Here is a 22,389-nt window from a genome sequence, read left to right as displayed (position 1 = left end):
CAGATCAATGGCTTTTTTAGAAAATGAACCAGAGATACAAGAAACAGTTGAGCAACTGACCAAACTTCTAAGCAACAATGAAATTATTATCCGCTATAAAGAGTTAGAAGAAAAGGTCCATCAAAATAATTACTTAAAAGAATTGACCGAAGAGATCAAAGTGGCGCAAAAAGAGGCAGTCCAATTTGGTCACTATGGAAAAGTGATTGCTGAGCAAACAGCAATCACTCGGGCGAATCAATTGACGAAAACATTTGAACAGCACCCTTTAGTGGTTGCCTATCGTCGCCAATTGCTCGAGGCAAATGATCTCTTGCACCATTTAACTGGGTTGATTCAAGATGAAATCAATGAATTATTAGAGGAGGAAAACGATGCCTCAAAAAACGAAGAACACACCAATGATGGAACAATATCTAAGCATTAAGGCGCAATACCAAGATGCTTTTTTGTTTTATCGTCTTGGTGATTTTTATGAACTATTTTATGAAGATGCAATCCAAGTTTCACAGCTATTAGAGCTAACGCTAACGAGTCGAAATCGCAACGCAGATGATCCGATCCCAATGTGTGGCGTTCCGCATCATGCAGCCCAAGGGTATATCGACAGTTTAGTGGAAAAAGGACATAAAGTGGCGATTTGCGAGCAAGTTGAAGATCCGAAAACAACGAAAGGTATGGTCAAACGTGAAGTTGTTCAGTTAATTACACCAGGAACAGTCATGGACAGTAAGGGACTTTCTGCAAAAGATAATAATTACTTGACTGCTATTGTACAAGAAGACAATGAATTTGGTTTTGCTTATGTTGATTTAAGCACAGGTGAGTTAAAAACAGCGCATCTTTTTGATGAAGAAGGCGTTTTAAATGAAACTTCTGCATTACAGACAAAAGAATTAGTTCTGGGTACAGAAATTTCTGCTAGCCTACGTGAACAACTAAGTATTCGTCTGGGCTTAGTTTTTTCTTCTCAAGAAACACTAGAGGAAAATGCCGAATTTAATTTTTTGACTCGCGAAATAACGGATGGTCTTGAAAAAGAAGCTACAGGTAAGTTATTAACTTACTTGGCAGTGACGCAAAAGCGGAGCTTAGCGCATATTCAAAATGCGGTGGAATATCAACCAGATCACTATTTAAAAATGGATTATTATTCCAAATTCAATTTGGAATTAAGCCAGTCGATCCGAACGGGTAAAAAACATGGCACTTTATTGTGGCTATTAGATGAAACAAAGACCGCAATGGGCGGCCGAATGCTAAAACAATGGCTTGATCGACCATTGATTCAATCGCATGCGATTAACGCTCGCCAAGAGATGGTGGCCTCCTTAGTTGATAGCTACTTTGAACGAATTGATTTACAAAGTTCTTTGACCAAAGTTTATGATTTGGAGCGCTTAGCTGGCCGAGTGGCATTTGGAAATGTTAATGGTCGTGATTTGATTCAGTTGAAGACGTCACTTGAACAAGTGCCGATGATCCGTCAACTGATTGAAGGAATCGACCAAGGACAATGGCAATCGCTATTAGAAAAAATGCAACCAATGGAAGGGCTAGTTCAACTAATCAGCCATGCAATAAAAGAAGACCCTCCATTACAAATCACAGAAGGTAACGTGATTCGCGATGGGTTCAATGAACAATTAGATGCCTATCGTTCAGCCATGAAAAACGGGAAACAATGGTTAGCCGAACTAGAAGCCCGTGAACGAAAAGAGACAGGCATCAAAAATTTAAAAGTTGGTTTCAACCGTGTGTTTGGGTATTATATCGAAATTACAAAATCAAATTTAGCAAACTTAGAAGAAGGAAAGTACGAGCGTAAACAAACGTTAGCAAATGCAGAACGCTTTATTACGCCAGAGTTGAAAGAACTAGAAACTCAAATCCTTGAAGCAGAAGAAAAATCTGTTGATTTAGAATATCAACTATTTTTAGCTGTTCGCGAAGAGGTCAAAAAAGCCATTCAACCTTTACAAACGTTGGCAAAATCAATCAGTGCGGTGGACGTGTTGCAAAGCTTTGCAACAATCAGTGAACGTTACCAATATGTTCGTCCAATCTTAACGAATAATAGTCAACAATTATGCATTCAAGATGGCAGACACCCAGTCGTTGAAAAAGTACTGGGACATCAAGAATATATTCCAAATAGTGTTGAGATGGATGAACAAGAGATGATTTTATTAATCACAGGACCGAATATGTCAGGGAAAAGCACGTATATGCGCCAACTTGCATTAACCGTCATTATGGCACAAATGGGTTGCTTTGTTCCGGCACAAAAAGCCATTTTGCCGATTTTTGATCGAATCTTCACTCGTATTGGGGCAAGTGATGACTTGATTGCTGGCCAAAGTACCTTCATGGTTGAAATGATGGAAGCCAATCAAGCATTGCGAAATGCTACACCCAATAGTTTGATTCTATTTGATGAGCTTGGTCGTGGGACAGCGACATATGATGGGATGGCGTTAGCACAAGCAATCATTGAATATATTCATCAAAATGTTCAGGCAAAAACACTTTTCTCGACGCATTATCATGAACTAACAGTCTTAGACCAAGAATTATCTCAATTAAAAAATGTTCATGTAGGAGCAATCGAAAAAGATGGAGAAGTCGTCTTTCTTCATAAGATGATGGAAGGACCAGCAGATAAAAGTTATGGGATTCATGTAGCGAAAATTGCGGGACTACCAATCGATTTGTTGAAACGAGCATCAACGATTTTAGCAACACTTGAATCTGGGGAAGAAAAACATCATCAAATCCCTGTTGAACCAATTAAATCTGTTGTGAAGGTACAGGAAGAGCCTGCACAGACTTCGAAAGCACAAGTGAATGAGGAAACACAGCAACTTTCTCTATTCTCTGAGCTGACTGATGAAGAACAAGGGGTTGTTACGTCATTAAAAGAACTTAATTTATTAGAAATGACGCCAATGGACGCACTGAATAAATTATATGAATTGCAAAAACAACTTTAGAAAGAAGGCGTAGACCCATGGCGAAAATCCAAGAACTATCAGAACGTTTAGCCAATCAGATTGCAGCCGGTGAAGTCGTCGAACGACCTGCATCGGTTGTGAAAGAATTGGTTGAAAATGCGATTGATGCAGGAAGCAGTCAGATTGATATCTTAGTGGAAGAAGCTGGTCTGCGAACAATTCAAGTGATAGATAATGGTGAGGGAATTTTGACCGATGACGTTGAAAGTGCATTTAAGCGTCATGCAACAAGTAAAATTCATAATCGAGATGATCTATTTCGGATTCGTACACTTGGCTTTCGTGGCGAAGCGCTTCCAAGTATTGCCTCTGTTTCTGAATTAACGATCGAAACAGCTAATCAAGAAGAAAGTCAAGGCACTTATGTAGCGCTAAAAGGTGGCGAGATTATGGAACATCGTCCAGCACCATTACGCCAAGGAACGAAGATTACGGTAAGCAATCTTTTTTTCAATACACCTGCTCGCCTCAAATATGTCAAAACGTTGCATACAGAACTCGCAAATATTGGAGATATTGTGAATCGCTTGGCGTTAAGCCATCCAAACATTGCTTTTCGCCTCGTTCATGATGGCAATAAAATGTTAGCAACAGCGGGAAATGGGGAACTCAAACAAACCATTGCTGGTATTTATGGTTTAGCTACTGCCAAAAAAATGCTAAAAATTGAAGCAAAAGATTTAGACTTTGAGCTGCTGGGTTATGTCTCGCTTCCAGAGGTAACTCGTGCCAGCCGAAACTATCTATCAACGATTATCAACGGACGTTATATCAAAAACTTTGCTTTGAATAAAGCAATTGTAGCTGGTTATGGCTCAAAATTGATGGTTGGTCGATATCCAATTGCTGTTTTAGAAATCAAAATGGATCCACTATTAGTTGATGTGAACGTTCACCCAACAAAGCAAGAAGTTCGCTTATCCAAAGAAAAAGAATTGACTGATTTGATAGCAAATGCAATACAAGAAGCACTGAGTCAAGAAAATTTGATTCCTAGTGCTGCAGATAATTTACGATTTAAAAAGAAAGTAACAGATCAGCCAAAAGTTGAACAAACAGAAATTGATTTATCTTATGCGTTTGAAGATGAAAAACCACAAAAACCACAAAGTTTAAATTTTGATCGAGAAACAAGTAGTTTTTACGTGAAAGAAACCGAACAAGCTAGTTTTGGAAAAGTTGTTGATAACTCTGTGGAAAATGTTGAAAACTTTGCTCCGTTTTCTGAAGAATTGACAAATTATCCAGAAAATAGTGGAAAAACGGTGGATAAACACGAGAACTCTGTGGAAAACTTTGTAGAAAAGTCTGTTGATAAAATTACAGAAGAGACATTATCCACTGTGGATAATGTTGAATTTCAAGAAGAACTATCCCCAACTGTTGAAATGAACGCCTCAGAACAAGTTTACGAAGACGAGCTTGCCTTGCATCCAGAATTTGGTCAAGGGAATAGTCGGGCATTGGATCAAGCCATTCAAAAATTAGAAACAGAAAAAGTAACTGAACGTTTTCCCCAACTGGAATATTTTGGACAGATGCATGGCACTTATCTATTTGCACAAAGTAGTACGGGCTTATACATTATCGATCAACATGCGGCACAAGAACGTATCAAGTACGAATATTTCCGTGAAAAAATCGGTGAAGTGTCAAATGACTTGCAAGAATTGTTGGTACCTTTTGTTTTGGACTATCCCAACAATGATGCATTGAAGCTAAAAGAAAAGAAACATTTACTTGAAGAATCCGGTATTTATTTGGAAGAATTTGGGCAAAATAGTTTCATTGTACGGGCTCATCCAACATGGTATCCAAATGGAGAAGAAGAATCGATCATCCGAGAAATGATTGATATGTTGCTGACGACAGGCAGTGTTAGCGTGAAAAAATTCCGTGAAGCAACGGCGATCATGATGAGCTGTAAACGTTCAATCAAAGCAAATCATTATTTGAATGAAGCACAAGCTCGCGTATTGCTAAAAGATTTAGCGCAATGTGAAAATCCCTTCAATTGCCCACACGGCCGACCAGTATTGATCCATTTTACTAATTCGGATATGGAACGGATGTTTAAACGTATCCAAGATCCACATTAAAAAATAGGAAAGAGGCAGAAAATGAAAATAGTATTAGCTTCTCAATCTCCTAGAAGAAAGGAATTGCTTGGTCGTTTAGTTTCTGAGTTTGCAATTCAACCAGCTGCTATTGATGAGACGCCGATTAAGGGTGAAGATCCTGTCACGTATGTTCAGCGAATGGCATATGAAAAAGCACAAGCAGTAGTGGAACAGCAAACGGAACAAACATTAGTAATTGCTAGTGACACAACGGTTGTTCATCAACAACAAATTTTAGGGAAACCGGTAGATTTAGCGGATGCAAAAGCAACGCTTCAATCATTAAGTGGGGAAACACATCAGGTATATACTGCTGTTGTCTTAAAATCAAAAGAACGTGAAGAAAAGATTTTAGCACAAGCAGAAGTAACCTTTTATCCACTAACAGAACAAGAAATCGATACGTATTTGGCGACAGGAGATTATCAAGACAAAGCAGGTTCTTATGGCATTCAAAGTTTTGCGGGTGCATTTGTCAAAGAAATAAGAGGCGATTACTACAGCATTGTTGGTTTTCCAATTGGCGCAGTTAATCAGTCGCTGAAAAAATTTGTGTTTTAAAGAAATAAAAAAATAAGAGCCACGACAATTGTCGTGGCTCTTATTTTTTTACTATTTATGAATCAAAGAGCGAAAGACTTAGCGAACTTCAGCTTGACCAACTTGTTCTTCTGGGCGAACAAGTCCAGTTTTATCAAGTGAGAAGCTGTCAATTTTTTCGGTGTTTGTTAAGACAACAAGAATGTCTGTTTTCTTGCCTGCTTGTTCTACTTGTTCGACAGCCATTTCTGCAATCAGTGAACTTGGTGTTACTAACTCGCCTTCTTGAACATGAACAGTGAACGGAGTGCCTTTTAACTCAACTGTATCTAAGCCCATGTGTACTAAAACTTCAATGCCTTCTTTAGAAAGAATACCAATGGCGTGTTTGGTTTCAAAAATGTTAGTGATTGTTCCAGTAACTGGTGAGAAAACTTTATTGTTAGCTGGTACGATAGCATAGCCGTCACCCATCATTTTTTGTGAGAAAACTGGATCATCTACGTGAGTGATTTCTTTTAGTTCACCTGCAGCAACTGCAAATAATGTTTCTGTTTTAAGTGCAGTAGTAGTAGCTTCAAATTGCGTTTTTTCTGGGACAGCTGTTGTACCATTTGCCGTTTCAAATTGTGCACCGATAGCTTCAGCAGCTGGCGAAACAGGATCAATTTTGTTTAAGATTCCTTGGCGTCTGAAAATAACTGTTAAACCAAATGGAATAAAGATGGCGATAATCATTGCGATAATGAACGGTACCCAAGACTCTGCTTGAATTGCTAAAATTCCTGGTAAGCCACCGACACCAATTGCATTTGCGCGAACGCTCATCAATGTGGCAAACATGCCAGCTAAACCAGAACCAATCATTGCGGCAACAAATGGATAAACATATTTTAAATTGATACCAAACATAGCAGGTTCAGTAACTCCTAAGTAACAAGAGATCATAGCAGGGATCGAAATTTGTTCTTCTTTCTCGTTTCCACGATGCAAGAAAATAATTGCTAAGACGGCTGAACCTTGTGCAATGTTCGACAGAGCAATCATTGGCCAAAGATTTGTTGAGCCAAAGTCTGCAATCAATTGCATATCGATTGCATTCGTCATGTGGTGAAGTCCTGTAATTACGAGTGGTGCGTATAAGAAACCAAAGACAGCACTGAATAACCAGCTGATTGAAGAAGTTAAACCAGCATTAACGACAGTTGAGATCCAGCTTCCGATTGTCCAACCAATTGGTCCTAAAATTACATGAGCCGCTAAAACAGTTGGGACTAAAGAGAAAAGTGGAACAAAAATCATCGAAATCGATTGTGGAATAATTTTTCGGAAAAAGATTTCTAAGTATGCAAGCATGAATCCGGCCAACATTGCAGGAATAACTTGTGCTTGGTAACCAATCATATCAATTTGTGCAAACCCAAAATCCCAAAATGGAATATCTGCAGCTGCAGTAGAGGCAACGCCATAAGCATTTAATAATTGCGGAGAAACTAAGGTAATACCTAAAACAATTCCTAATATTTGCGTAGTGCCCATTTTTTTCGCGATGCTCCAGGTAATTCCGACTGGTAGGAAATGGAAGATTGCTTCACCAGGTAACCATAAAAACGCATTCACGCCACTCCAAAACTGTGAGTGCTCAACGATTGTTCCACCAAGGCTATCAAATTGGATTCCTTCCAATACATTTCGAAATCCTAAAATCAGTCCACCAACAATAATTGCAGGAATCAATGGAGTAAAAATTTCAGCTAAGACAGCGACTGCTCGTTGAATAGGATTCAGATTTTGTTTTGCATATGCTTTACTTTGTTCTTTTGAAACGCCTTCTACACCAGATACAGCAACAAAATCATTGTAGAAAGTTGCTACATCGTTCCCAATGATAACTTGAAACTGTCCAGCATTAGTAAACATTCCTTTTACGCTTGGAATATCTTCTATTGCTTCCTCATTTGCGACTGCTGGATCATTTAAAACAAAACGCATTCGAGTGGCACAATGGCTGACTGCAGCAATATTTTCTTTTCCGCCGATTTCTTTTAATAATTTCTCGGCATCTGCTTGGTACTTTGTCATAAGAAAAACTCCTTTCGTTCAACTTGTCTATGCAAGTTTCTTGAGTCAACTATACTGGAATCAAAAATAAAATGCAAGCGTTTTATTCCGAATGTTGTCATTGGTCGCCGGAATCGGTTTCTTTTCTGTTAAGATGCGTCTTTTTTCGCCTTTTTTGAACGTTGAAATGAAAACAAAGCTATAGTATAGTGAAGCAATAATCGAAAAAATAATTGGGTGGAGGAATCAAAACAATGAATAAATTTAATGAAATTTTTTTGGATCTGGAGAAAAAAATTTTAGCAAAGCAGTATCCTCCGCACACACTTTTACCAAGTGAAAATCAATTAATCAAAATTTATGGCGTCTCTCGAGAAACAATTCGAAAAGCATTACAATTATTGACAACAGAAGGTTATATTCAAAAAAAACAGGGAAAAGGATCGATTGTCTTAGAGCGAAGTCGTTTTGATTTTCCAATTTCTGGTTTGACGAGTTATAAAGAATTGCAAGAAACCCAAAATATTCCAAGTGAAACGATTGTTCAAGAACTAAGTGAAACAAAAGTGGATAAGGAGTTAAGTGAAATTACTGGGTGGAAAATTGGGACGCCAGTTTGGCATTTAGTTCGGCAACGAAAAATTGCAGGTGAAGTTGTCATTTTAGATCGTGATTACTTGCTAAAGGAAGTCGTACCAACTTTGTCAATTGAACAAGCAAAGGCATCTATCTATGATTATTTTGAAAATGAACTTGGATTGACGATTGCTTATGCCCAAAAAGAAATCACAGTAGAACCTGTGACACCAGAAATCCATGAAGCCATGACCTTAAAAGACGATCCGTATGTGGTAATTGTCCGAGGATTAGTGCATCTGGAAGACACGCGTTGCTTTGAATACACAGAATCAATTCATCGATTAGATAAATTTCGTTTTGTTGAATTTGCTCGTCGCCGCAAAGTTTAATTCTTAGCAAGAAGTGAGCAGATTAGTTGCCTCTTCTCGTTGTTAGTCAGTAAGATTGACAAAAAAGGGGATGACATCAATGTCAAAAGAAACAAATCCAGTACCTGATGAAGAATTAAAACAAAAATTATCACCAATTGCTTACGCAGTGACGCAAGAAAATGCGACTGAACGTCCATTTAGCGGAAAATATGATGACTTTTATGAAAAGGGAATTTATGTTGATATCGTGAGTGGTAAACCTTTATTCAGTTCAACAGAAAAATATGACGCAGGTTGTGGCTGGCCTTCTTTTAGTAAGCCAATTAGTGAAGAGGAAATTACTGAAAAAACCGATCGCTCACATGGAATGCACAGAGTAGAAGTTAGAAGTCAAAGTGCCGATTCACATCTCGGTCATGTTTTTGATGATGGTCCGGTAGAAAAAGGTGGATTGCGTTACTGCATTAACTCGGCTGCATTAAAATTTATTCCATATGATGAAATGGCTGAAAATGGTTACGAAAAATATAAATCACTTGTTGAATGATTCAACTAACGAAAGAAGGAGAAACCTCGGAATAGGTAAGACCAAACGAGGTTTCTTTTTTATTCGCATTTTTCAGTTTTTTGTTTGAACTTGCTTAAGAGTAAGCTACTTTTTTCGGCCGTTGAAATGTGCTACAATAAAGCGAACGTATGTGTGTGAAAGAAAGAGGAAAATGGAATGTATGAATATCTAAAAGGGACGGTTACATTTATCAGCCCTTATTATATTGTGGTAGAAAATCAAGGAATTGGTTACCAAATCGCTTTAGGAAATCCTTATCGTTATAGTAGTAAGATGAACCAAGAAATCACTATTTATATCCAGCAGGTTATTCGTGAAGATGGCCATCTACTTTATGGCTTTTCTAGTTTAGAAGAGAAGCAACTTTTCTTAAGACTGGTGAGTGTTTCAGGAATTGGCCCAAAAAGTGCGTTAGCAATCATGGCAAGCGATGATCATTCAGGTTTGATTCATGCAATTGAGTCTGGTGATGTCACTTATTTAACGAAGTTTCCCGGTGTGGGTAAAAAGACTGCACAACAAATGATTCTGGATCTAAAAGGAAAACTAGGTGAAATCAGTATTGAAGCACCAATCAATTTATTTGATGAAGCAAACACGCAAGATACAACGGCATTAGCTGAAGCAATGGAAGCTTTAAATGCGTTGGGGTATAGTGCCAAAGAAGTGAAACGTGTAGAAAAACAATTACAAGCACAAGATAACTTGACTACCGATGAATACTTACGCCAAGCACTGAAATTGATGATGAAAAAATAGGAGGGAACTATGATGACAGACGAACATATTCTATCACCAGAAACTGGCGAGAATGAACTTAGTTTGGAAAAATCTCTCCGACCACATTTATTATCACAATACATTGGACAGGATAAGGTGAAGCAGGAACTCCAAATTTATATCGAAGCTGCTCGTAACCGTGAGGAACCACTCGATCATGTTCTATTGTATGGTCCGCCGGGTTTAGGAAAAACGACAATGGCAATGGTGATTGCAAATGAGATGTCTGTAAACATTCGTACCACAAGCGGGCCAGCGATTGAACGACCGGGTGACTTGGTCGCGATTTTGAACGAACTGGAAGCAGGGGATGTATTGTTTATTGATGAAATCCATCGCCTACCACGAGTAGCAGAAGAAACGCTCTATTCAGCAATGGAAGACTTTTACGTGGATATCATGGTTGGGCAGGGACCAACAGCACACCCCGTACATTTTCCTTTACCCCCATTTACATTGATTGGGGCAACGACGCGTGCAGGAATGCTTTCAGCACCGTTACGTGACCGCTTTGGAATTATTTCACACATGGAATACTACGATGAAGGTGATTTACGAGAAATCGTTCAGCGTTCTGCTTCTATTTTTCAAACGGACATTGTCGAAGACGGGGCAATTGAAATTGCACGTCGTTCGCGAGGGACCCCACGAATTGCGAACCGTTTATTAAAAAGAGTACGTGATTTTGCACAAGTCCAAGCAGATGGAAAAATTGACCGAAATATCGCCGATCAAGCACTGACTCTTTTACAAGTCGATCATGCGGGGTTAGATTACGTTGACCAAAAATTATTACGAACGATGATTGAATTGTATGGCGGTGGACCAGTTGGCTTGAGCACGTTGTCTGTAAATATTGGAGAAGAGCGTGAAACGGTTGAAGATATGTATGAACCATTCTTGATTCAAAAAGGTTTTTTGAAGCGAACACCTCGTGGAAGAATTGCTACCGCATACGCCTATGAGCACTTTGGTTATCCGTATAATAATTAATCGAAGTAACAAGTTTATTGAGATGGGAGGAGAAAAAATGGGTGACTCCATTCACACAAAACAAGTAATCAAACAGGCATTGATTCACCTATGCCAACAAAAAACATTTCGTAAAATAAGTGTTCAGGAAATCGCGCATGAAGCGAACATCAACCGTCAAACATTTTATTATCATTTTACAGACAAGTATGACTTACTTCGTTGGGTGTACTTTGAAGATGCCTTTCACTTTTTAGATCCTCATAATTTATCATTAGATAATTGGGAAGAACAGGCACTAAAAATGCTGAAAGTTATTGCTGATGGCAAAGAATTTTATAGCAATACGGTGGCGTCAGACCAAGAAGTATTGCACCAAGAATTTTCGACAATCATCCAGCAATCGTTTATCAGCATTTTTAACCAAATGGACCAAGAAAGACAATTGTCGCAACAAGATAAACTTTTTTATGCCCGCTTTTTCTCTTATGGTTGCAGCGGTGTTTTAGTCAATTGGATAACGCATGATTACCAGGAAACACCGATGGAAATCGCGATGCAACTATTTCGCTTAGCAAAAGATACGGAACTCTATTCTTACCGTCTATATGCACAGGAAGAAACAGAGTCGGATGAGTAAAGAAATAGCTGTCTTTTTATAAAATGGAGGGGAAAAAATGACCAAAGTTTTATTTGTTTGTTTAGGAAATATTTGTCGCTCGCCAATGGCAGAAGGTTTGTTGCAAAAACGAGTACAGAAAACAAAACAGGCTGCTGAATTTTTGATCGATTCTGCTGCTACCAGTTCTTATGAAATTGGTTCTGCACCGCATCCAGGAACGCAAAGAATCCTTGACGAAGAAGCGATTGATACAAGTAATATGATTGCTCGCCAAATTACGCCAAAAGATTTTGAAACGTTTGATTGGATTATCGGTATGGATCAAGAAAATGTACGAGAATTACAACGAATCGCACCTGAAAATGCACAAGATAAAATCAAATTATTTATGAGTGTTGTCCCTGGAAAAGAAATGGAAGATGTTCCTGATCCTTACTTTACAAATAACTTTGAGGAAACATTTCAGTTGATTAATGAGGGATTAGATCATTGGAACTTCACATCAAAAGCAAACATAAAATAACAAGTTGTATATTAAAAAACGAACGAGAAGGTTTTAATCAGAAAGCTTATTTTCTTGTTTTTTCCATTAGATTTAGGTAAAATAAAATTACTTAATTCATTACTTTCTTAGCAAAAGGAGGAGTACATTCGATGGACGAGGAAACAGTATCACCAATGAAGAAACTTACCAAGTTAGTGACGCATACGTCGTATCAGTTTTTTGATTCTTTTGTCAATGATACAGAAGAAAAGGCCAAGAATGTACGTAAACAAGGAGAGTTTGTTCTTGAGCTTCAAAAAGCTGCGGTACAAAATAGTCTAGTTGTTTTGCAAGTGAGAGAAAATCGTTTAAGTAATAAGCATGAAACAGTATCTGGATGGGTAGCGACAAAAATCGTTGAAAAAGAACGTGTCATGATTCGTTTACGAAATGAAGAGCAACAAATTCGGATGATTCCCATTGAGCAAATTGAAAAAATCACGAGCTTATCGCCAAGTGGAGAACAAGAACGTTTATCACGTTAAGATTGGTGTTTTATTTTAAGGAAACTAAAAGAGCTTTTCTATCAGCTGATAGAAAAGCTCTTTTTTGATTTGTTTTATAAAAAAAGATCCTGCTAGCTGGGGGGCTAGCAGGAAAGGAGTTAAAAATGAAAAAGTGTTGTTAGGGTTGTTTGTTGGTATGTCTATATAATAGAGTGAAGTTGTGAATATTTTGTGACGATTTTTTTCGAAAGTTGTTAAGTTTTAGCTATAAAAAAATGTCTTTCTAATTTCGCACGTAAAGTAATCAAAAAAGTGTTACTCATTTACTGATGTGACAGTTTCTTTTTTTATAAAGCTCCAGCCTAATCCAATAACGAAACCGATAATTGCTGGAACAATCCAGCCCATGCCAAAGGAAAAGAATGGCAAATAGCTTTCAGCAAATCGTAAAATCGTTTGAACAAACGGTGTATCCTTGATGACAGCAGGTGACGCATTTAATGCGTCAAGAACAGATGCGATCAAAGTAAAGTACGTAGTCATTCGATAAACACATGCTCGTTTTTTGAACAAAGACTCGCATAATACCAATAAAATCAATGTCATTGCTAAAGGATAAATAAACATTAAAACAGGTAAAGAAATCTGGATAATCTTTGTCAAGCCGACATTAGCAACCAAGCAAGCAAGGACACTTGCTAGTGTTACGAAAAATAAATAGCTTCTCTTTGGAAAAAGTTCTGAAAAAGTTTCGGCAAATGCCGTGATTAAACCAATGCCAGTTTTTAAACAAGCAAGAATGACAATCAATGCTAGCAAGATACTTCCGTAAGTTCCTAAATAATAATCAGCGATTTGAGCTAGAGCGATTCCGCCATTTTCACTTAAAGGAAACATACCTAAACTCATCGTTCCTAAGTAAGAAAGCAGAGTATAAATGATTCCCATCAAAAGAACACTGATTGCACCCGATTTGATTGTACCTTTTGCAATATCTGATGATTTGGTAATGCCCATTCCACGAATCGTTGTGACGATAATGATTCCAAAAGCTAGAGAAGCAAGTGCATCTAACGTATTGTAGCCTTGAGTGAAACCAGTGAAGAAGGCATGTGTTTGATAATGGGGTTGGATTGGAGCATCAGCAACGGAACCAAGTGGATTCAAAAATCCTAATAAAAGTAAGATTCCTAGTAAAACTAAAAAGATTGGATTTAAAAACTTACCAACGTAATCTAAAATTTTGGTTGGTCTACGTGATAACCACCAAGCAGTAAAGAAGAATAAGATACTAAAAAGTGCTAGAAAAAGTGATTGCTGCTTTGGTGCAATGAAAGGTGCCAAGCCAATTTCAAACGAAGTGCTGGCTAACCGTGGTAAAGCAAAAAAGGGGCCAACTACTAAATAAAGTAAAATAGTAAAAATAATTGCATATTTCCGATTCACGCGTTGGGCCAGTTCATAAACACCAGAGCTTTTTGATACACCAATGGCAATAACACCCAAGAAAGGCAAGCCAATTCCGGTAACTAGGAATCCAAGATTTGCCCAAAAAACGGCTGAGCCAGCCTCTTGTCCCATATGAACAGGAAATATTAAGTTTCCTGCTCCAAAAAATAATCCAAAAAGCATTGAACCAATAAATATACTTTCTTTAAATGACAGTTTTTTTGTCATAGACGAGTCTCCTTTAAAATTCATTTTTTTTAAGGTAACAGAAATTGTGTGTGTACGCAACAATTTTCTGAAAATTTATACAGTATTATTGGTAAGTATTTTTGCAGAACCAGTGCTAAAATGAAATCAGCGTTGAAGTAAAGGAGAAAAAAATGACAAAATCAAGGTTAGAGGCATTTACAGATGGTGTGGTAGCCATTGTTTTGACCGTATTGGTGTTAGATATTGAAATTCCTGATCCTGCTAATTTTCAATCGTTGTGGGGAATTAGAAATACTTTGCTTGCGTATTCAATCAGTTTTCTCTTTGTTGCAGTGATTTGGGTTAATCATCATCGCATCTTTCAAATGGCAGATAAAATTAATTATCGAGTAGTGTGGGCAAATATCTTTTGGCTGTTTTGGCTGACACTTTGTCCATCAGTTACAAGCTGGGTCGGGAGAAATCCGACAGCATTTTGGCCTGAGATGTCTTATGTCATTGTTTACACAATGTGGAGTCTATCTTTCGGCATTTTAATCAAACAAGTTTTGAAAGCAAATAGCAAAGATTCTCATGTAGTCAAAACAGTTTCTAAGGATCATCGAAGCATGATTTCGATGATTATCAATATTGGTTTAATTATTGGGGTCTTTTTTCAACCATTGATTGGCTTGTTTGGACGTTTCCTTGTATCTGGTTTATGGGTATTGTCCTATAAAAAATCAGACTATTACTATCAGAAAATCTTTTTACACAAAAGAAAAGAAGTGAGCAAATAAAGAAACTCTTTTTCCAAATCTAATTTCTTTTGGAAAAAGAGTTTCTTTATTTTTTTCGTTCATATTTCAAATGATAAATGGTTAATAAAGCAATAAACCAAATTGGAGTTAAGAAAAATGCCAGTCGAGTATCTTCACCTAAGATCAATACACCACAGACGAATAACATGTAGAGAAAGACAAGATAGTTACTAATCGGATAAAAAGGCATCTTGAATGAATGTGACTTCTTCCCTAAGATACTCCGACGATATTTTAAATGAGTATACACAAGCATGCTCCAGATAAATAAGAAACAAGTGGTTGCAATGCTACTGACTAAAGTAAAGACCTCACTAGGCATAATGTAATTAAGAACAACTGAAATAAAAATAATAATTGTTGAAAAGACCAATGATTGTCCTGGTACATGATGAGTGGTTAATTTTTTAAATCGTTTAGGTGCGCTCCCTTCTTGTGAAAGAGAACGAAGCATTCGTCCAGTGCTATAAATTGCACTATTACAGGCAGATGCCGCAGCACTTAAAACGACCAAATTGATGATTGAAGCAGCCATCGTAATACCAATTTCAGAAAATACTTCCACAAACGGACTTTCATTTGCGTTTAGACTGTTCCAAGGGTAGATTGACATGATGACAAATAGAGAACCTAAATAAAATAAAATGATGCGAATTGGAATATTATTGATTGCTTCTGGCAAGACTTTTTCCGGATTCTTTGTTTCACCAGCAACCAAACCAACTAATTCGATACCAGCGAAGGCAAAAGTAACCATTTGAAAGGAAAGAATAAATCCTTTTGCACCTTTTGGAAAAAATCCTCCATGTGACCACAGAGTTGAAATAGCAGCAGGGCCAGCACTTGTTTGATAATGGGTGAGAATCATGTAGACACCAACAAGAATGAAGGCAATAATGGCAACCACTTTGATTAGTGCAAACCAAAATTCTAGTTCACCAAAAAGTGAGACAGCGACCATGTTCAAAGCAAGCAGTAAAATGAGAGCAATTAGTTCTGGAAGCCATTGAGGAACACCAGGTGCCCAATACCGAACGTACATCCCAATTGCGGTTAAATCTGCCATAGCAATTGCAATCCAACAAAACCAATAAGTCCATCCTGTAACAAACGCCGCTTTTTTTCCAAGATACTCTGCAATAAAATCTAGGAAAGAGTGATTGTTTGTGTTGGATAAAAGCAACTCACCTAGCGCACGCATAATGAAAAAACAAATACAACCAGTAATCAAGTAAGCGAGTAAAATGGAAGGCCCCGCTAACTGAATCGTCTTTCCGGAACCTAAGAAAAGGCCAGTCCCAATTGCTCCCCCAATTGAAATCAGTTGGACATGCCGATTCTTAAGTCCCCGCTGTAGTTCTTGTTCATTTTCGTCCATAAAATAATCATCCTAACTAAAAAGTAATTATCTTAAGTTTAAGAGAGTTTTCAGAAAATGACAACTTTGTTTTCTAAATAGGTGGAAAAAAGTTCCTAAAATAAACAAATAAGCTCCGTCAAAATAGGGTATAGCTATTCAAAAAAGTTTTCTGATTGTTAGAAATGAAAACGCAGGTTAATCAACTATCTTTGGACTTCAATGAAGGATGACAACAAAAAAACTAGGATCTTGCTTGATCCTAGTTTTTTGTTTGAAGATTTATTTGTTTAAAATGCGTGATAAGAATTCTTTTGTTCGATCTTCTTTTGGATGAACAAAGATATCTTCAGGCGAGCCTTCTTCTGCGATGATCCCTTTATCCATGAAGATGACGCGATCCGAAACATCTTTTGCGAATTCCATTTCATGTGTCACGATAATCATTGTTAACCCAGTGTGAGCTAAATCTTTCATTGTGTTTAGAACTTCACCAACCATTTCTGGATCTAATGCTGAAGTTGGTTCATCGAATAATAAAACATCCGGATCCATAGATAACGCGCGTGCGATAGCGACACGTTGTTTTTGACCACCAGATAGTTGAGAGGGTCTCGCTTCGATGTAGCGATCCATGCCAACTTTTTCTAAATTTTCAATGGCGATTTTTCGTGCAGATTCTTTATCTCGTTTTAAAACGGTCACTTGACCGGACATACAGTTTTCTAAAACATTCATATTATTGAATAAATTGAACGATTGGAACACCATACCTAAGTGTGTACGGTATTTCGGCAAATTATATTTAGGGGCTAAGACATTTTCACCTTCGTAAATAATTTCGCCACCGGTTGGTTTTTCTAGAAGATTGATACAGCGTAAGAAGGTTGATTTACCTGAACCAGAAGATCCGATAATCGTTACAACTTCACCTTTATTAACCGTCACGTTAATGTCTTTTAGTACTTCGTTTTCACCAAAGCTTTTTCTTAAATGATTGATTTCAATAATTGTTTCGCTCATGTTTCTTCCTCCTTATTCTTGCAAGTTTGAATTTTCGACTTCTTCAATTTTTGTGTAAGCTGAAGGGCCATCGATTTTCTTTTCAACAAAACGCAAGATTCTCGTAATTGTAAAGGTCATAACTAAGTAAATAATCCCTACAATCGTAAAGGTTTGGAAGAATTGGAAGTTTGCCCCGGAAGCAGAGTTTCCTTGGAAGAACAAGTCTGCTACACCAATTACACTCAATACAGCTGTGTCTTTAATGTTGATTACAAATTCATTACCTGTTGCTGGTAAGATGTTTCGTAGGACTTGAGGAATCACAACTTTACGCATCGTTTGTCCATGTGTCATCCCGATTGCTTGTGCGGCTTCAAACTGGCCTTCATCTACGGCGAAAATACCACCACGAACGATTTCTGTCATATAAGCACCTGTGTTGATTGAAACAATAAATAATGCTGCAATTGTCCGGTTCAATGAAATACCAAATGCTAAAGCTAATCCATAGAAGATAACCATTGCTTGTACCATCATCGGTGTCCCGCGGAAAACTTCGATATAAATTGAAAGCAGACCGTTTGCGATTTTTTGGAAAAACTGCGTAACTTTATTATCTGATTCAGGGATTGTACGGAAAACACCAATCAATAAACCAAGGGTTGTTCCGACAATTGTACCAATCAATGCGATGAATAATGTAAGACCTGCACCGCGAAGAAACATTTCCCCATATTGGTTCCAAATATTTTTGAAATCGGTAAAGATTCCTGATTGTTCTTCTTCGTCAGTTGAAGCAGGCTGGTCCTTGATTGCTTGATCCATCATTGCAGTACGCTCATCTTGTGAGATACCTGAAAGAATTCCATTGACTTTTTGAATATCAGTATCATTTTTGCGCATCCCGATGGCAATTTGAACATCTTCTGCATTTGTTTCAAAACCATTTTCGCCTGTGAATTCCAACATTTTTAGGTCTTTATTCACGCTAGTAGCTGTGACACCTTCAGGTCGCTCGCTGACGTAACCATCAATCATTCCAGAAGCTAAGGCAGTCCTCATAGCAGAGAAATTATCCATTGCTTGTTGCTTTTGAACATTTGGAATTTGGTCGATGACACTATAGTGGAAGGTATTTAATTGTGCAGTGATTTTCGCATTTTCTAAGTCAGCTAGTTTTTTTGCATTCGCAAAGTTGCCGTCTTTTTTAACTACCACAACTAATTGAGACTCATAGTAAGGGTCGGTGAAATCAATTTCTTTTTTTCTTTCCGCAGTCGGGCTCATCCCTGCGATGATTGCATCAATTTTTCCTGATTGAAGAGCAGGGGCTAAACCATCCCATTTTGTTTGGACGATAACTAAATTTTTTCCTAAGCCGTCAGCAACTTTTTTTGCGATTTGAACATCATAGCCACCAGCGTAACTTTTTTGTCCGTCAATTGGTAATGCGTTGTTCTTATCCGTTTGTTGAGACCAGTTGAATGGAGCGTAACCTGCCTCCATCCCAACGCGAAATTCGTTGTCGGGTGTTTTTTCATCGGCAAAAGCAGATGTGCTTACGCTAAATAATGAAAAGATAAATGCAAATAATACGGTAACTGAAACAAAATTTTTATTCATGTTCTTTCTCCTCTTCTTTCTGATACATCTTGAACGAGCGGTCTGATTGAACAATGAGTTGCAGCTGCTTATCTAAAAAAACAAAAAACGACCATCAAGCTTGTAAATACAAAATGGTCGTTAAAATTATCGGTCGATAAACCCCACACAAACCATAGCGCAACTTAGCATCACTGCTAAGACAGTCCGCAAGCTGTTAACTTGCGTCCCAACGTAAACTTTAAGCAAAAAAGAGTACATTTCGGCGATCCTCCCTAGTCCTGTTTCAACATGTTTGCTTCACTCCACAGGGGTAATGATTCTCGCGACCTCTACCTCATTGATTGAGGTAATCCCGTATTCAGTTATTTATACAAAAAGAAGTTTACGTTATTCTGGGGGCTTTGTCAATCAATTACCATTATTTTTCTGAAAATTGTTGATAAATATAGGGAATATAGGATGAATTTAAATGTTTTATGAAAAGAGGAGGAAAGGTGTATGTTGTTGAAAGAGAATAAATATGCAATGAGTGAATAGGAAGAGACAAAAAAGAAACTACGGCAATCATCAAAAAACGAAAATTGCTGTAGTTAGTCAAACTAAATTGATCGTTTATCAATTGTTAGGCTGCGGCTTTTGGTTCGCGACCTAAGATTGCTTGTAAAATAACTGTTACACCATAAATTGCTAACACTAAATAAATCAGGCTAGAATACTGAGTGATTCCCCAACCCCATGTGCGATAAACAGCTAATGTAATGGCTAAAACAATTGCAGCGATAACGTCAAATAACGCGAATGCCCATAGATTGCCGTTTTCTTTACGTACGAAATAGAAGATAGAGAAAAAGACGCTTAAGGCTAACCAAGCGATGCACGCTAAAATAACGCCCCAGTAAATGAAAAATGGTACCATATTGATTCACCTCTCTTTTATACAGCCTGTATTGTAGCACGTTTTCATTTCTTTGTCAGTTGTCATTGTGATAAAATTCGCAAGAAATGGAATCGTTTTACTTTTAGTGCGTGTTTTCATGTTAAAATTTAATTGTTTACCAATCAAAAAATGGTAGGTGAAATGTAGCAAATTGTAAATAAAAGAAGCACACATTTTTGAAAACGGATGTGTATCGATAAAAAGATGATTGTTGGTATAAGTATTCAACAAATTTTTTAATCATTCTTTTCTCGTGCTTTCTTTTTTGTTGAATTCAGTATAATAAAGATGAGGTGAGGAACATGAATGACCAAATAATGGATAAAATAGTTCAAGAAGTCTTATCTAGTCAGTCGATTACTTTTTTAACAGGAGCAGGCGTTTCGACACCTTCGGGAGTTCCAGATTACCGTTCGTTAAAAGGTGTGTATGCAGGAATGGAACAGCCAGAGTATTTATTAAGTACTCAAGCGTTGGAACATGAGCCAGAAAAATTTTATTCGTTTGTAAAAAAATTATATCATCCTCAGGCAGAACCTAATATTATTCATTTGGAAATGGCACAGCTAGCGACGAATAAGCAAGTTGCTGTTGTATCACAAAATATTGATGGTTTGCACGAGCGAGCAGGAAGCAAGCAGCTAGTCAATTTTCATGGGAGCTTGTATCATTGTCATTGTCGAAAGTGTGGTAAGAATGTGGCATGGCAAGCTTATTTAGAAAGTGACAGACATCAAGCGTGTGGTGGGCAAGTTCGCCCAACTATCGTTTTATATGGTGAAGGATTCCAGCAAGCGACGATTGACGCAGCCGTTTTTGCTGTGGAGCAAGCTGATTTAATCGTTATTGTAGGAACAAGTTTTCAAGTACATCCTTTTTGTGATTTGATTCAATACCGAAAAAAAGGTGCTCAGATAATCGTCATCAACCAGACACCAATTTTACTTTCCGCAGAACATTCGTTTATCCAAGAAGATGGCGCAAAAGTATTTCAAAAAATTCATGAAGCGAGGATTAATAATGACAGAGTTTAAAACAGAAAAAGAAAAAATGATTGCGGGTGAACTTTATTTTGCAGGTGATCCTGAATTAGTGGCAGATCGAAGTTTTGCACGAGAACAAGCAAAATTAATTAATCAAGCAGAAGACTCAGCGATCCGTTCACAATTAGTTAAGGAAACTTTTGGTAAAACAGGTGAAAATATCTACGTTGAACCAGCAGTCAACTTTGACTATGGATACAATATTTTTGTTGGCGAAAACTTTTATGCGAATTTTAATAATACATTTTTAGATGTAAGTACGATTGAAATTGGTGATAATTGTATGTTTGCACCGAATGTTCAACTGTATACGGCAACGCATCCGCTACACCCAGTCAAAAGAAATAGTGGATTAGAGTACGCAAAGCCAATCAAAATTGGGAACAACGTATGGCTTGGCGGAGGAGTTATCATTACACCTGGTGTTACTTTGGGGAACAATGTAGTCGTTGGTGCAGGTTCAGTTGTGACCAAGTCTTTTCCGGATGATGTTGTAATTGCGGGAAATCCTGCCCGTGTAATTAAAACGATCAGTATTGAAAAAGCAGCACCGTCATTAGCAAATTTACGTGAACAAGTGGATATTATCGACGAAAAATTAATTGAGTTGCTAGAAAAACGATTGGATGTAGTTACCGAAATCAGTCAGTTAAAACAAGAAACTCAGCAAGCCATTTTCGATGAGGGCCGTGAACGAGAAGTTTTAGCAAAGGTCAAAAAATGGGTAAAGAATCCAGATTATGAAGAAACAGCAGTAGCTATGTATACTGATTTGATGCAGCAATCCCGCGGATATCAAGCGAAATTACGTGGGGAGGAGTGAAAATGGTAGAAGGAGAATTACGGCGACAACAAATCATGCAGACATTAGCAAGTGCAGAAAAACCAGTTAGTGCAAGCAAATTTGCTAAAAAATTTGGGGTTAGCCGCCAAATCATCGTAGGAGATATTGCCTTGCTCCGCGCAGCAGGAGAAGAGGTGGTTGCAACAGCACGTGGGTACATTTTGGAATCAAATGAAACAAATACAGGCTTTGTTAGCAAGATTGCTGTACAACATGAGCGCCAACAAACGGAAGAGGAATTACAAATTATCATTGAGCATGGTGGAGAAGTAGTGGATGTTATTGTAGAGCATCCTCTTTATGGTGAACTTGTAGGTATGTTGCACTTAAAAACGAAGCAAGACATAGCTTCTTTCATGAAACGTTATGAAAAAAGCCAAGCAACGTTACTATCAGAGCTAACCGCAGGCATTCATCTACACACCATTCGCTATCCTGATGAAGCCACGTTAAAAAAAATCAAACGTGCATTGTCAACTGCACATATTCTTTATGAGGATTAGTTAGAAATGAAAAAAGTTC

21 protein-coding genes and 1 riboswitch are annotated in these 22,389 nt (G+C 37.7%); of the genes, 15 read left to right on the top strand and 6 right to left on the bottom strand.

Going from position 1 to position 22,389, the window contains the following annotated elements; translation table 11 throughout:
* Window positions 1–7: 7 nt before the first annotated feature.
* The 4 genes from RV17_RS05735 to RV17_RS05720 are packed head-to-tail and all read left to right on the top strand — an operon-like array spanning window position 8 to window position 5,695.
* Window positions 8–427: a YlbF family regulator gene (locus tag RV17_RS05735; protein ID WP_067483441.1), complete on the top strand. Its 420-nt coding sequence runs from the start codon at window positions 8–10 to the stop codon at window positions 425–427.
* Window positions 375–2,993 (top strand): DNA mismatch repair protein MutS, encoded by a 2,619-nt coding sequence (gene mutS, locus RV17_RS05730; RefSeq protein WP_071868740.1) that lies wholly within the window; start codon window positions 375–377, stop codon window positions 2,991–2,993. The genes RV17_RS05735 and mutS overlap by 53 nt, the downstream gene beginning before the upstream one ends.
* A 17-nt stretch (window positions 2,994–3,010) precedes the next feature.
* Window positions 3,011–5,113 (top strand): DNA mismatch repair endonuclease MutL, encoded by a 2,103-nt coding sequence (mutL, locus tag RV17_RS05725; RefSeq protein ID WP_071868739.1) that lies wholly within the window; start codon window positions 3,011–3,013, stop codon window positions 5,111–5,113.
* 21 nt (window positions 5,114–5,134) lie between these two features.
* Window positions 5,135–5,695, top strand: coding sequence for a Maf family protein (locus RV17_RS05720; RefSeq protein ID WP_071868738.1), 561 nt, complete (start codon window positions 5,135–5,137; stop codon window positions 5,693–5,695).
* A gap of 78 nt (window positions 5,696–5,773) precedes the next feature.
* Here the strand turns inward: RV17_RS05720 and treP are convergent, their stop codons facing one another.
* On the bottom strand, window positions 5,774–7,756 hold the full coding sequence (gene treP / locus RV17_RS05715) for a PTS system trehalose-specific EIIBC component (RefSeq protein ID WP_067483433.1): 1,983 nt from the start codon (window positions 7,754–7,756) through the stop codon (window positions 5,774–5,776).
* Between the two features lie 233 nt (window positions 7,757–7,989).
* Between treP and treR the strand changes: the two genes are divergently transcribed.
* The 7 genes from treR to RV17_RS05680 all read left to right on the top strand — a co-directional run bounded on the left by treR (window position 7,990) and on the right by RV17_RS05680 (window position 12,656).
* Window positions 7,990–8,703, top strand: a complete 714-nt coding sequence (gene treR, locus RV17_RS05710) for a trehalose operon repressor (protein WP_067483432.1) — start codon at window positions 7,990–7,992, stop codon at window positions 8,701–8,703.
* A 79-nt stretch (window positions 8,704–8,782) separates the two neighbouring features.
* Window positions 8,783–9,232, top strand: coding sequence for a peptide-methionine (R)-S-oxide reductase MsrB (msrB, locus tag RV17_RS05705; protein ID WP_067483430.1), 450 nt, complete (start codon window positions 8,783–8,785; stop codon window positions 9,230–9,232).
* 177 nt (window positions 9,233–9,409) lie between these two features.
* Complete coding sequence (gene ruvA / locus RV17_RS05700) at window positions 9,410–10,012, top strand: Holliday junction branch migration protein RuvA (protein ID WP_067483428.1); 603 nt, start codon at window positions 9,410–9,412, stop codon at window positions 10,010–10,012.
* A gap of 12 nt (window positions 10,013–10,024) precedes the next feature.
* A complete protein-coding gene (ruvB, locus tag RV17_RS05695) occupies window positions 10,025–11,026 on the top strand; it encodes a Holliday junction branch migration DNA helicase RuvB (protein WP_067483426.1) in 1,002 nt (333 codons plus the stop codon).
* A gap of 37 nt (window positions 11,027–11,063) precedes the next feature.
* A complete protein-coding gene (locus tag RV17_RS05690; RefSeq protein WP_071868737.1) occupies window positions 11,064–11,645 on the top strand; it encodes a TetR/AcrR family transcriptional regulator in 582 nt (193 codons plus the stop codon).
* Window positions 11,646–11,682: 37 nt separating this feature from the next.
* Window positions 11,683–12,150, top strand: a complete 468-nt coding sequence (locus tag RV17_RS05685; protein WP_067483424.1) for a low molecular weight protein-tyrosine-phosphatase — start codon at window positions 11,683–11,685, stop codon at window positions 12,148–12,150.
* Window positions 12,151–12,281: 131 nt separating this feature from the next.
* Window positions 12,282–12,656, top strand: coding sequence for a hypothetical protein (locus tag RV17_RS05680; RefSeq protein WP_071868736.1), 375 nt, complete (start codon window positions 12,282–12,284; stop codon window positions 12,654–12,656).
* A gap of 276 nt (window positions 12,657–12,932) precedes the next feature.
* Here the strand turns inward: RV17_RS05680 and brnQ are convergent, their stop codons facing one another.
* Entirely contained in the window at window positions 12,933–14,294 is a 1,362-nt protein-coding gene (brnQ, locus tag RV17_RS05675) for a branched-chain amino acid transport system II carrier protein (protein ID WP_071868735.1), read from the bottom strand.
* Window positions 14,295–14,446: 152 nt separating this feature from the next.
* On the opposite strand from brnQ, the gene RV17_RS05670 reads away from it, so the two are divergent.
* Window positions 14,447–15,055, top strand: coding sequence for a TMEM175 family protein (locus RV17_RS05670; protein WP_071868734.1), 609 nt, complete (start codon window positions 14,447–14,449; stop codon window positions 15,053–15,055).
* Window positions 15,056–15,101: 46 nt separating this feature from the next.
* Here RV17_RS05670 and RV17_RS05665 read toward each other — a convergent pair whose 3' ends face one another.
* From RV17_RS05665 to RV17_RS05650, 4 genes are all read right to left on the bottom strand, one after another.
* Window positions 15,102–16,454, bottom strand: coding sequence for an amino acid permease (locus tag RV17_RS05665; protein WP_067483421.1), 1,353 nt, complete (start codon window positions 16,452–16,454; stop codon window positions 15,102–15,104).
* Between the two features lie 261 nt (window positions 16,455–16,715).
* The gene (locus RV17_RS05660; RefSeq protein WP_067483419.1) at window positions 16,716–17,456 is read right to left on the bottom strand and encodes an amino acid ABC transporter ATP-binding protein; all 741 of its coding nucleotides are present in this window, start codon (window positions 17,454–17,456) and stop codon (window positions 16,716–16,718) included.
* Between the two features lie 12 nt (window positions 17,457–17,468).
* Window positions 17,469–19,061, bottom strand: a complete 1,593-nt coding sequence (locus tag RV17_RS05655; protein WP_071868733.1) for an ABC transporter permease subunit — start codon at window positions 19,059–19,061, stop codon at window positions 17,469–17,471.
* Window positions 19,062–19,208: 147 nt separating this feature from the next.
* Window positions 19,209–19,383, bottom strand: a riboswitch (Lysine riboswitch).
* 282 nt (window positions 19,384–19,665) lie between these two features.
* Window positions 19,666–19,959 carry a hypothetical protein gene (locus RV17_RS05650; RefSeq protein WP_071868732.1) on the bottom strand — a complete coding sequence of 98 codons (294 nt, stop codon included), beginning with the start codon at window positions 19,957–19,959 and terminating at the stop codon, window positions 19,666–19,668.
* Window positions 19,960–20,282: 323 nt separating this feature from the next.
* On the opposite strand from RV17_RS05650, the gene RV17_RS05645 reads away from it, so the two are divergent.
* From RV17_RS05645 to RV17_RS05635, 3 genes are read left to right on the top strand one after another with little or no spacing between them, the layout of a single operon-like run.
* Entirely contained in the window at window positions 20,283–21,014 is a 732-nt protein-coding gene (locus tag RV17_RS05645; protein ID WP_067483413.1) for an NAD-dependent protein deacylase, read from the top strand.
* Entirely contained in the window at window positions 21,001–21,846 is an 846-nt protein-coding gene (locus RV17_RS05640) for a chorismate mutase (RefSeq protein ID WP_071868731.1), read from the top strand. The genes RV17_RS05645 and RV17_RS05640 overlap by 14 nt, the downstream gene beginning before the upstream one ends.
* 2 nt (window positions 21,847–21,848) lie before the next feature.
* The gene (locus tag RV17_RS05635; RefSeq protein WP_067483408.1) at window positions 21,849–22,370 is read left to right on the top strand and encodes a transcription repressor NadR; all 522 of its coding nucleotides are present in this window, start codon (window positions 21,849–21,851) and stop codon (window positions 22,368–22,370) included.
* Window positions 22,371–22,389 lie beyond the last annotated feature (19 nt).

This window comes from Enterococcus thailandicus, assembly GCF_001886265.1.
GTDB classification, from domain to species: Bacteria; Bacillota; Bacilli; order Lactobacillales; family Enterococcaceae; genus Enterococcus_B; species Enterococcus_B thailandicus.
This window is presented reverse-complemented; position numbering and strand designations above follow the sequence as displayed.

What these genes read in the sequence shown, in the direction of transcription:
- RV17_RS05735 (WP_067483441.1), top strand. Translation starts at nt 8, where the DNA reads ATGGCTTTTTTAGAAAATGAACCAGAGATACAAGAAACAGTTGAGCAA.
- mutS (WP_071868740.1), top strand. Translation starts at nt 375, where the DNA reads ATGCCTCAAAAAACGAAGAACACACCAATGATGGAACAATATCTAAGC.
- mutL (WP_071868739.1), top strand. Translation starts at nt 3,011, where the DNA reads ATGGCGAAAATCCAAGAACTATCAGAACGTTTAGCCAATCAGATTGCA.
- RV17_RS05720 (WP_071868738.1), top strand. Translation starts at nt 5,135, where the DNA reads ATGAAAATAGTATTAGCTTCTCAATCTCCTAGAAGAAAGGAATTGCTT.
- treP (WP_067483433.1), bottom strand. Translation starts at nt 7,756, where the DNA reads ATGACAAAGTACCAAGCAGATGCCGAGAAATTATTAAAAGAAATCGGC.
- treR (WP_067483432.1), top strand. Translation starts at nt 7,990, where the DNA reads ATGAATAAATTTAATGAAATTTTTTTGGATCTGGAGAAAAAAATTTTA.
- msrB (WP_067483430.1), top strand. Translation starts at nt 8,783, where the DNA reads ATGTCAAAAGAAACAAATCCAGTACCTGATGAAGAATTAAAACAAAAA.
- ruvA (WP_067483428.1), top strand. Translation starts at nt 9,410, where the DNA reads ATGTATGAATATCTAAAAGGGACGGTTACATTTATCAGCCCTTATTAT.
- ruvB (WP_067483426.1), top strand. Translation starts at nt 10,025, where the DNA reads ATGACAGACGAACATATTCTATCACCAGAAACTGGCGAGAATGAACTT.
- RV17_RS05690 (WP_071868737.1), top strand. Translation starts at nt 11,064, where the DNA reads ATGGGTGACTCCATTCACACAAAACAAGTAATCAAACAGGCATTGATT.
- RV17_RS05685 (WP_067483424.1), top strand. Translation starts at nt 11,683, where the DNA reads ATGACCAAAGTTTTATTTGTTTGTTTAGGAAATATTTGTCGCTCGCCA.
- RV17_RS05680 (WP_071868736.1), top strand. Translation starts at nt 12,282, where the DNA reads ATGGACGAGGAAACAGTATCACCAATGAAGAAACTTACCAAGTTAGTG.
- brnQ (WP_071868735.1), bottom strand. Translation starts at nt 14,294, where the DNA reads ATGACAAAAAAACTGTCATTTAAAGAAAGTATATTTATTGGTTCAATG.
- RV17_RS05670 (WP_071868734.1), top strand. Translation starts at nt 14,447, where the DNA reads ATGACAAAATCAAGGTTAGAGGCATTTACAGATGGTGTGGTAGCCATT.
- RV17_RS05665 (WP_067483421.1), bottom strand. Translation starts at nt 16,454, where the DNA reads ATGGACGAAAATGAACAAGAACTACAGCGGGGACTTAAGAATCGGCAT.
- RV17_RS05660 (WP_067483419.1), bottom strand. Translation starts at nt 17,456, where the DNA reads ATGAGCGAAACAATTATTGAAATCAATCATTTAAGAAAAAGCTTTGGT.
- RV17_RS05655 (WP_071868733.1), bottom strand. Translation starts at nt 19,061, where the DNA reads ATGAATAAAAATTTTGTTTCAGTTACCGTATTATTTGCATTTATCTTT.
- RV17_RS05650 (WP_071868732.1), bottom strand. Translation starts at nt 19,959, where the DNA reads ATGGTACCATTTTTCATTTACTGGGGCGTTATTTTAGCGTGCATCGCT.
- RV17_RS05645 (WP_067483413.1), top strand. Translation starts at nt 20,283, where the DNA reads ATGAATGACCAAATAATGGATAAAATAGTTCAAGAAGTCTTATCTAGT.
- RV17_RS05640 (WP_071868731.1), top strand. Translation starts at nt 21,001, where the DNA reads ATGACAGAGTTTAAAACAGAAAAAGAAAAAATGATTGCGGGTGAACTT.
- RV17_RS05635 (WP_067483408.1), top strand. Translation starts at nt 21,849, where the DNA reads ATGGTAGAAGGAGAATTACGGCGACAACAAATCATGCAGACATTAGCA.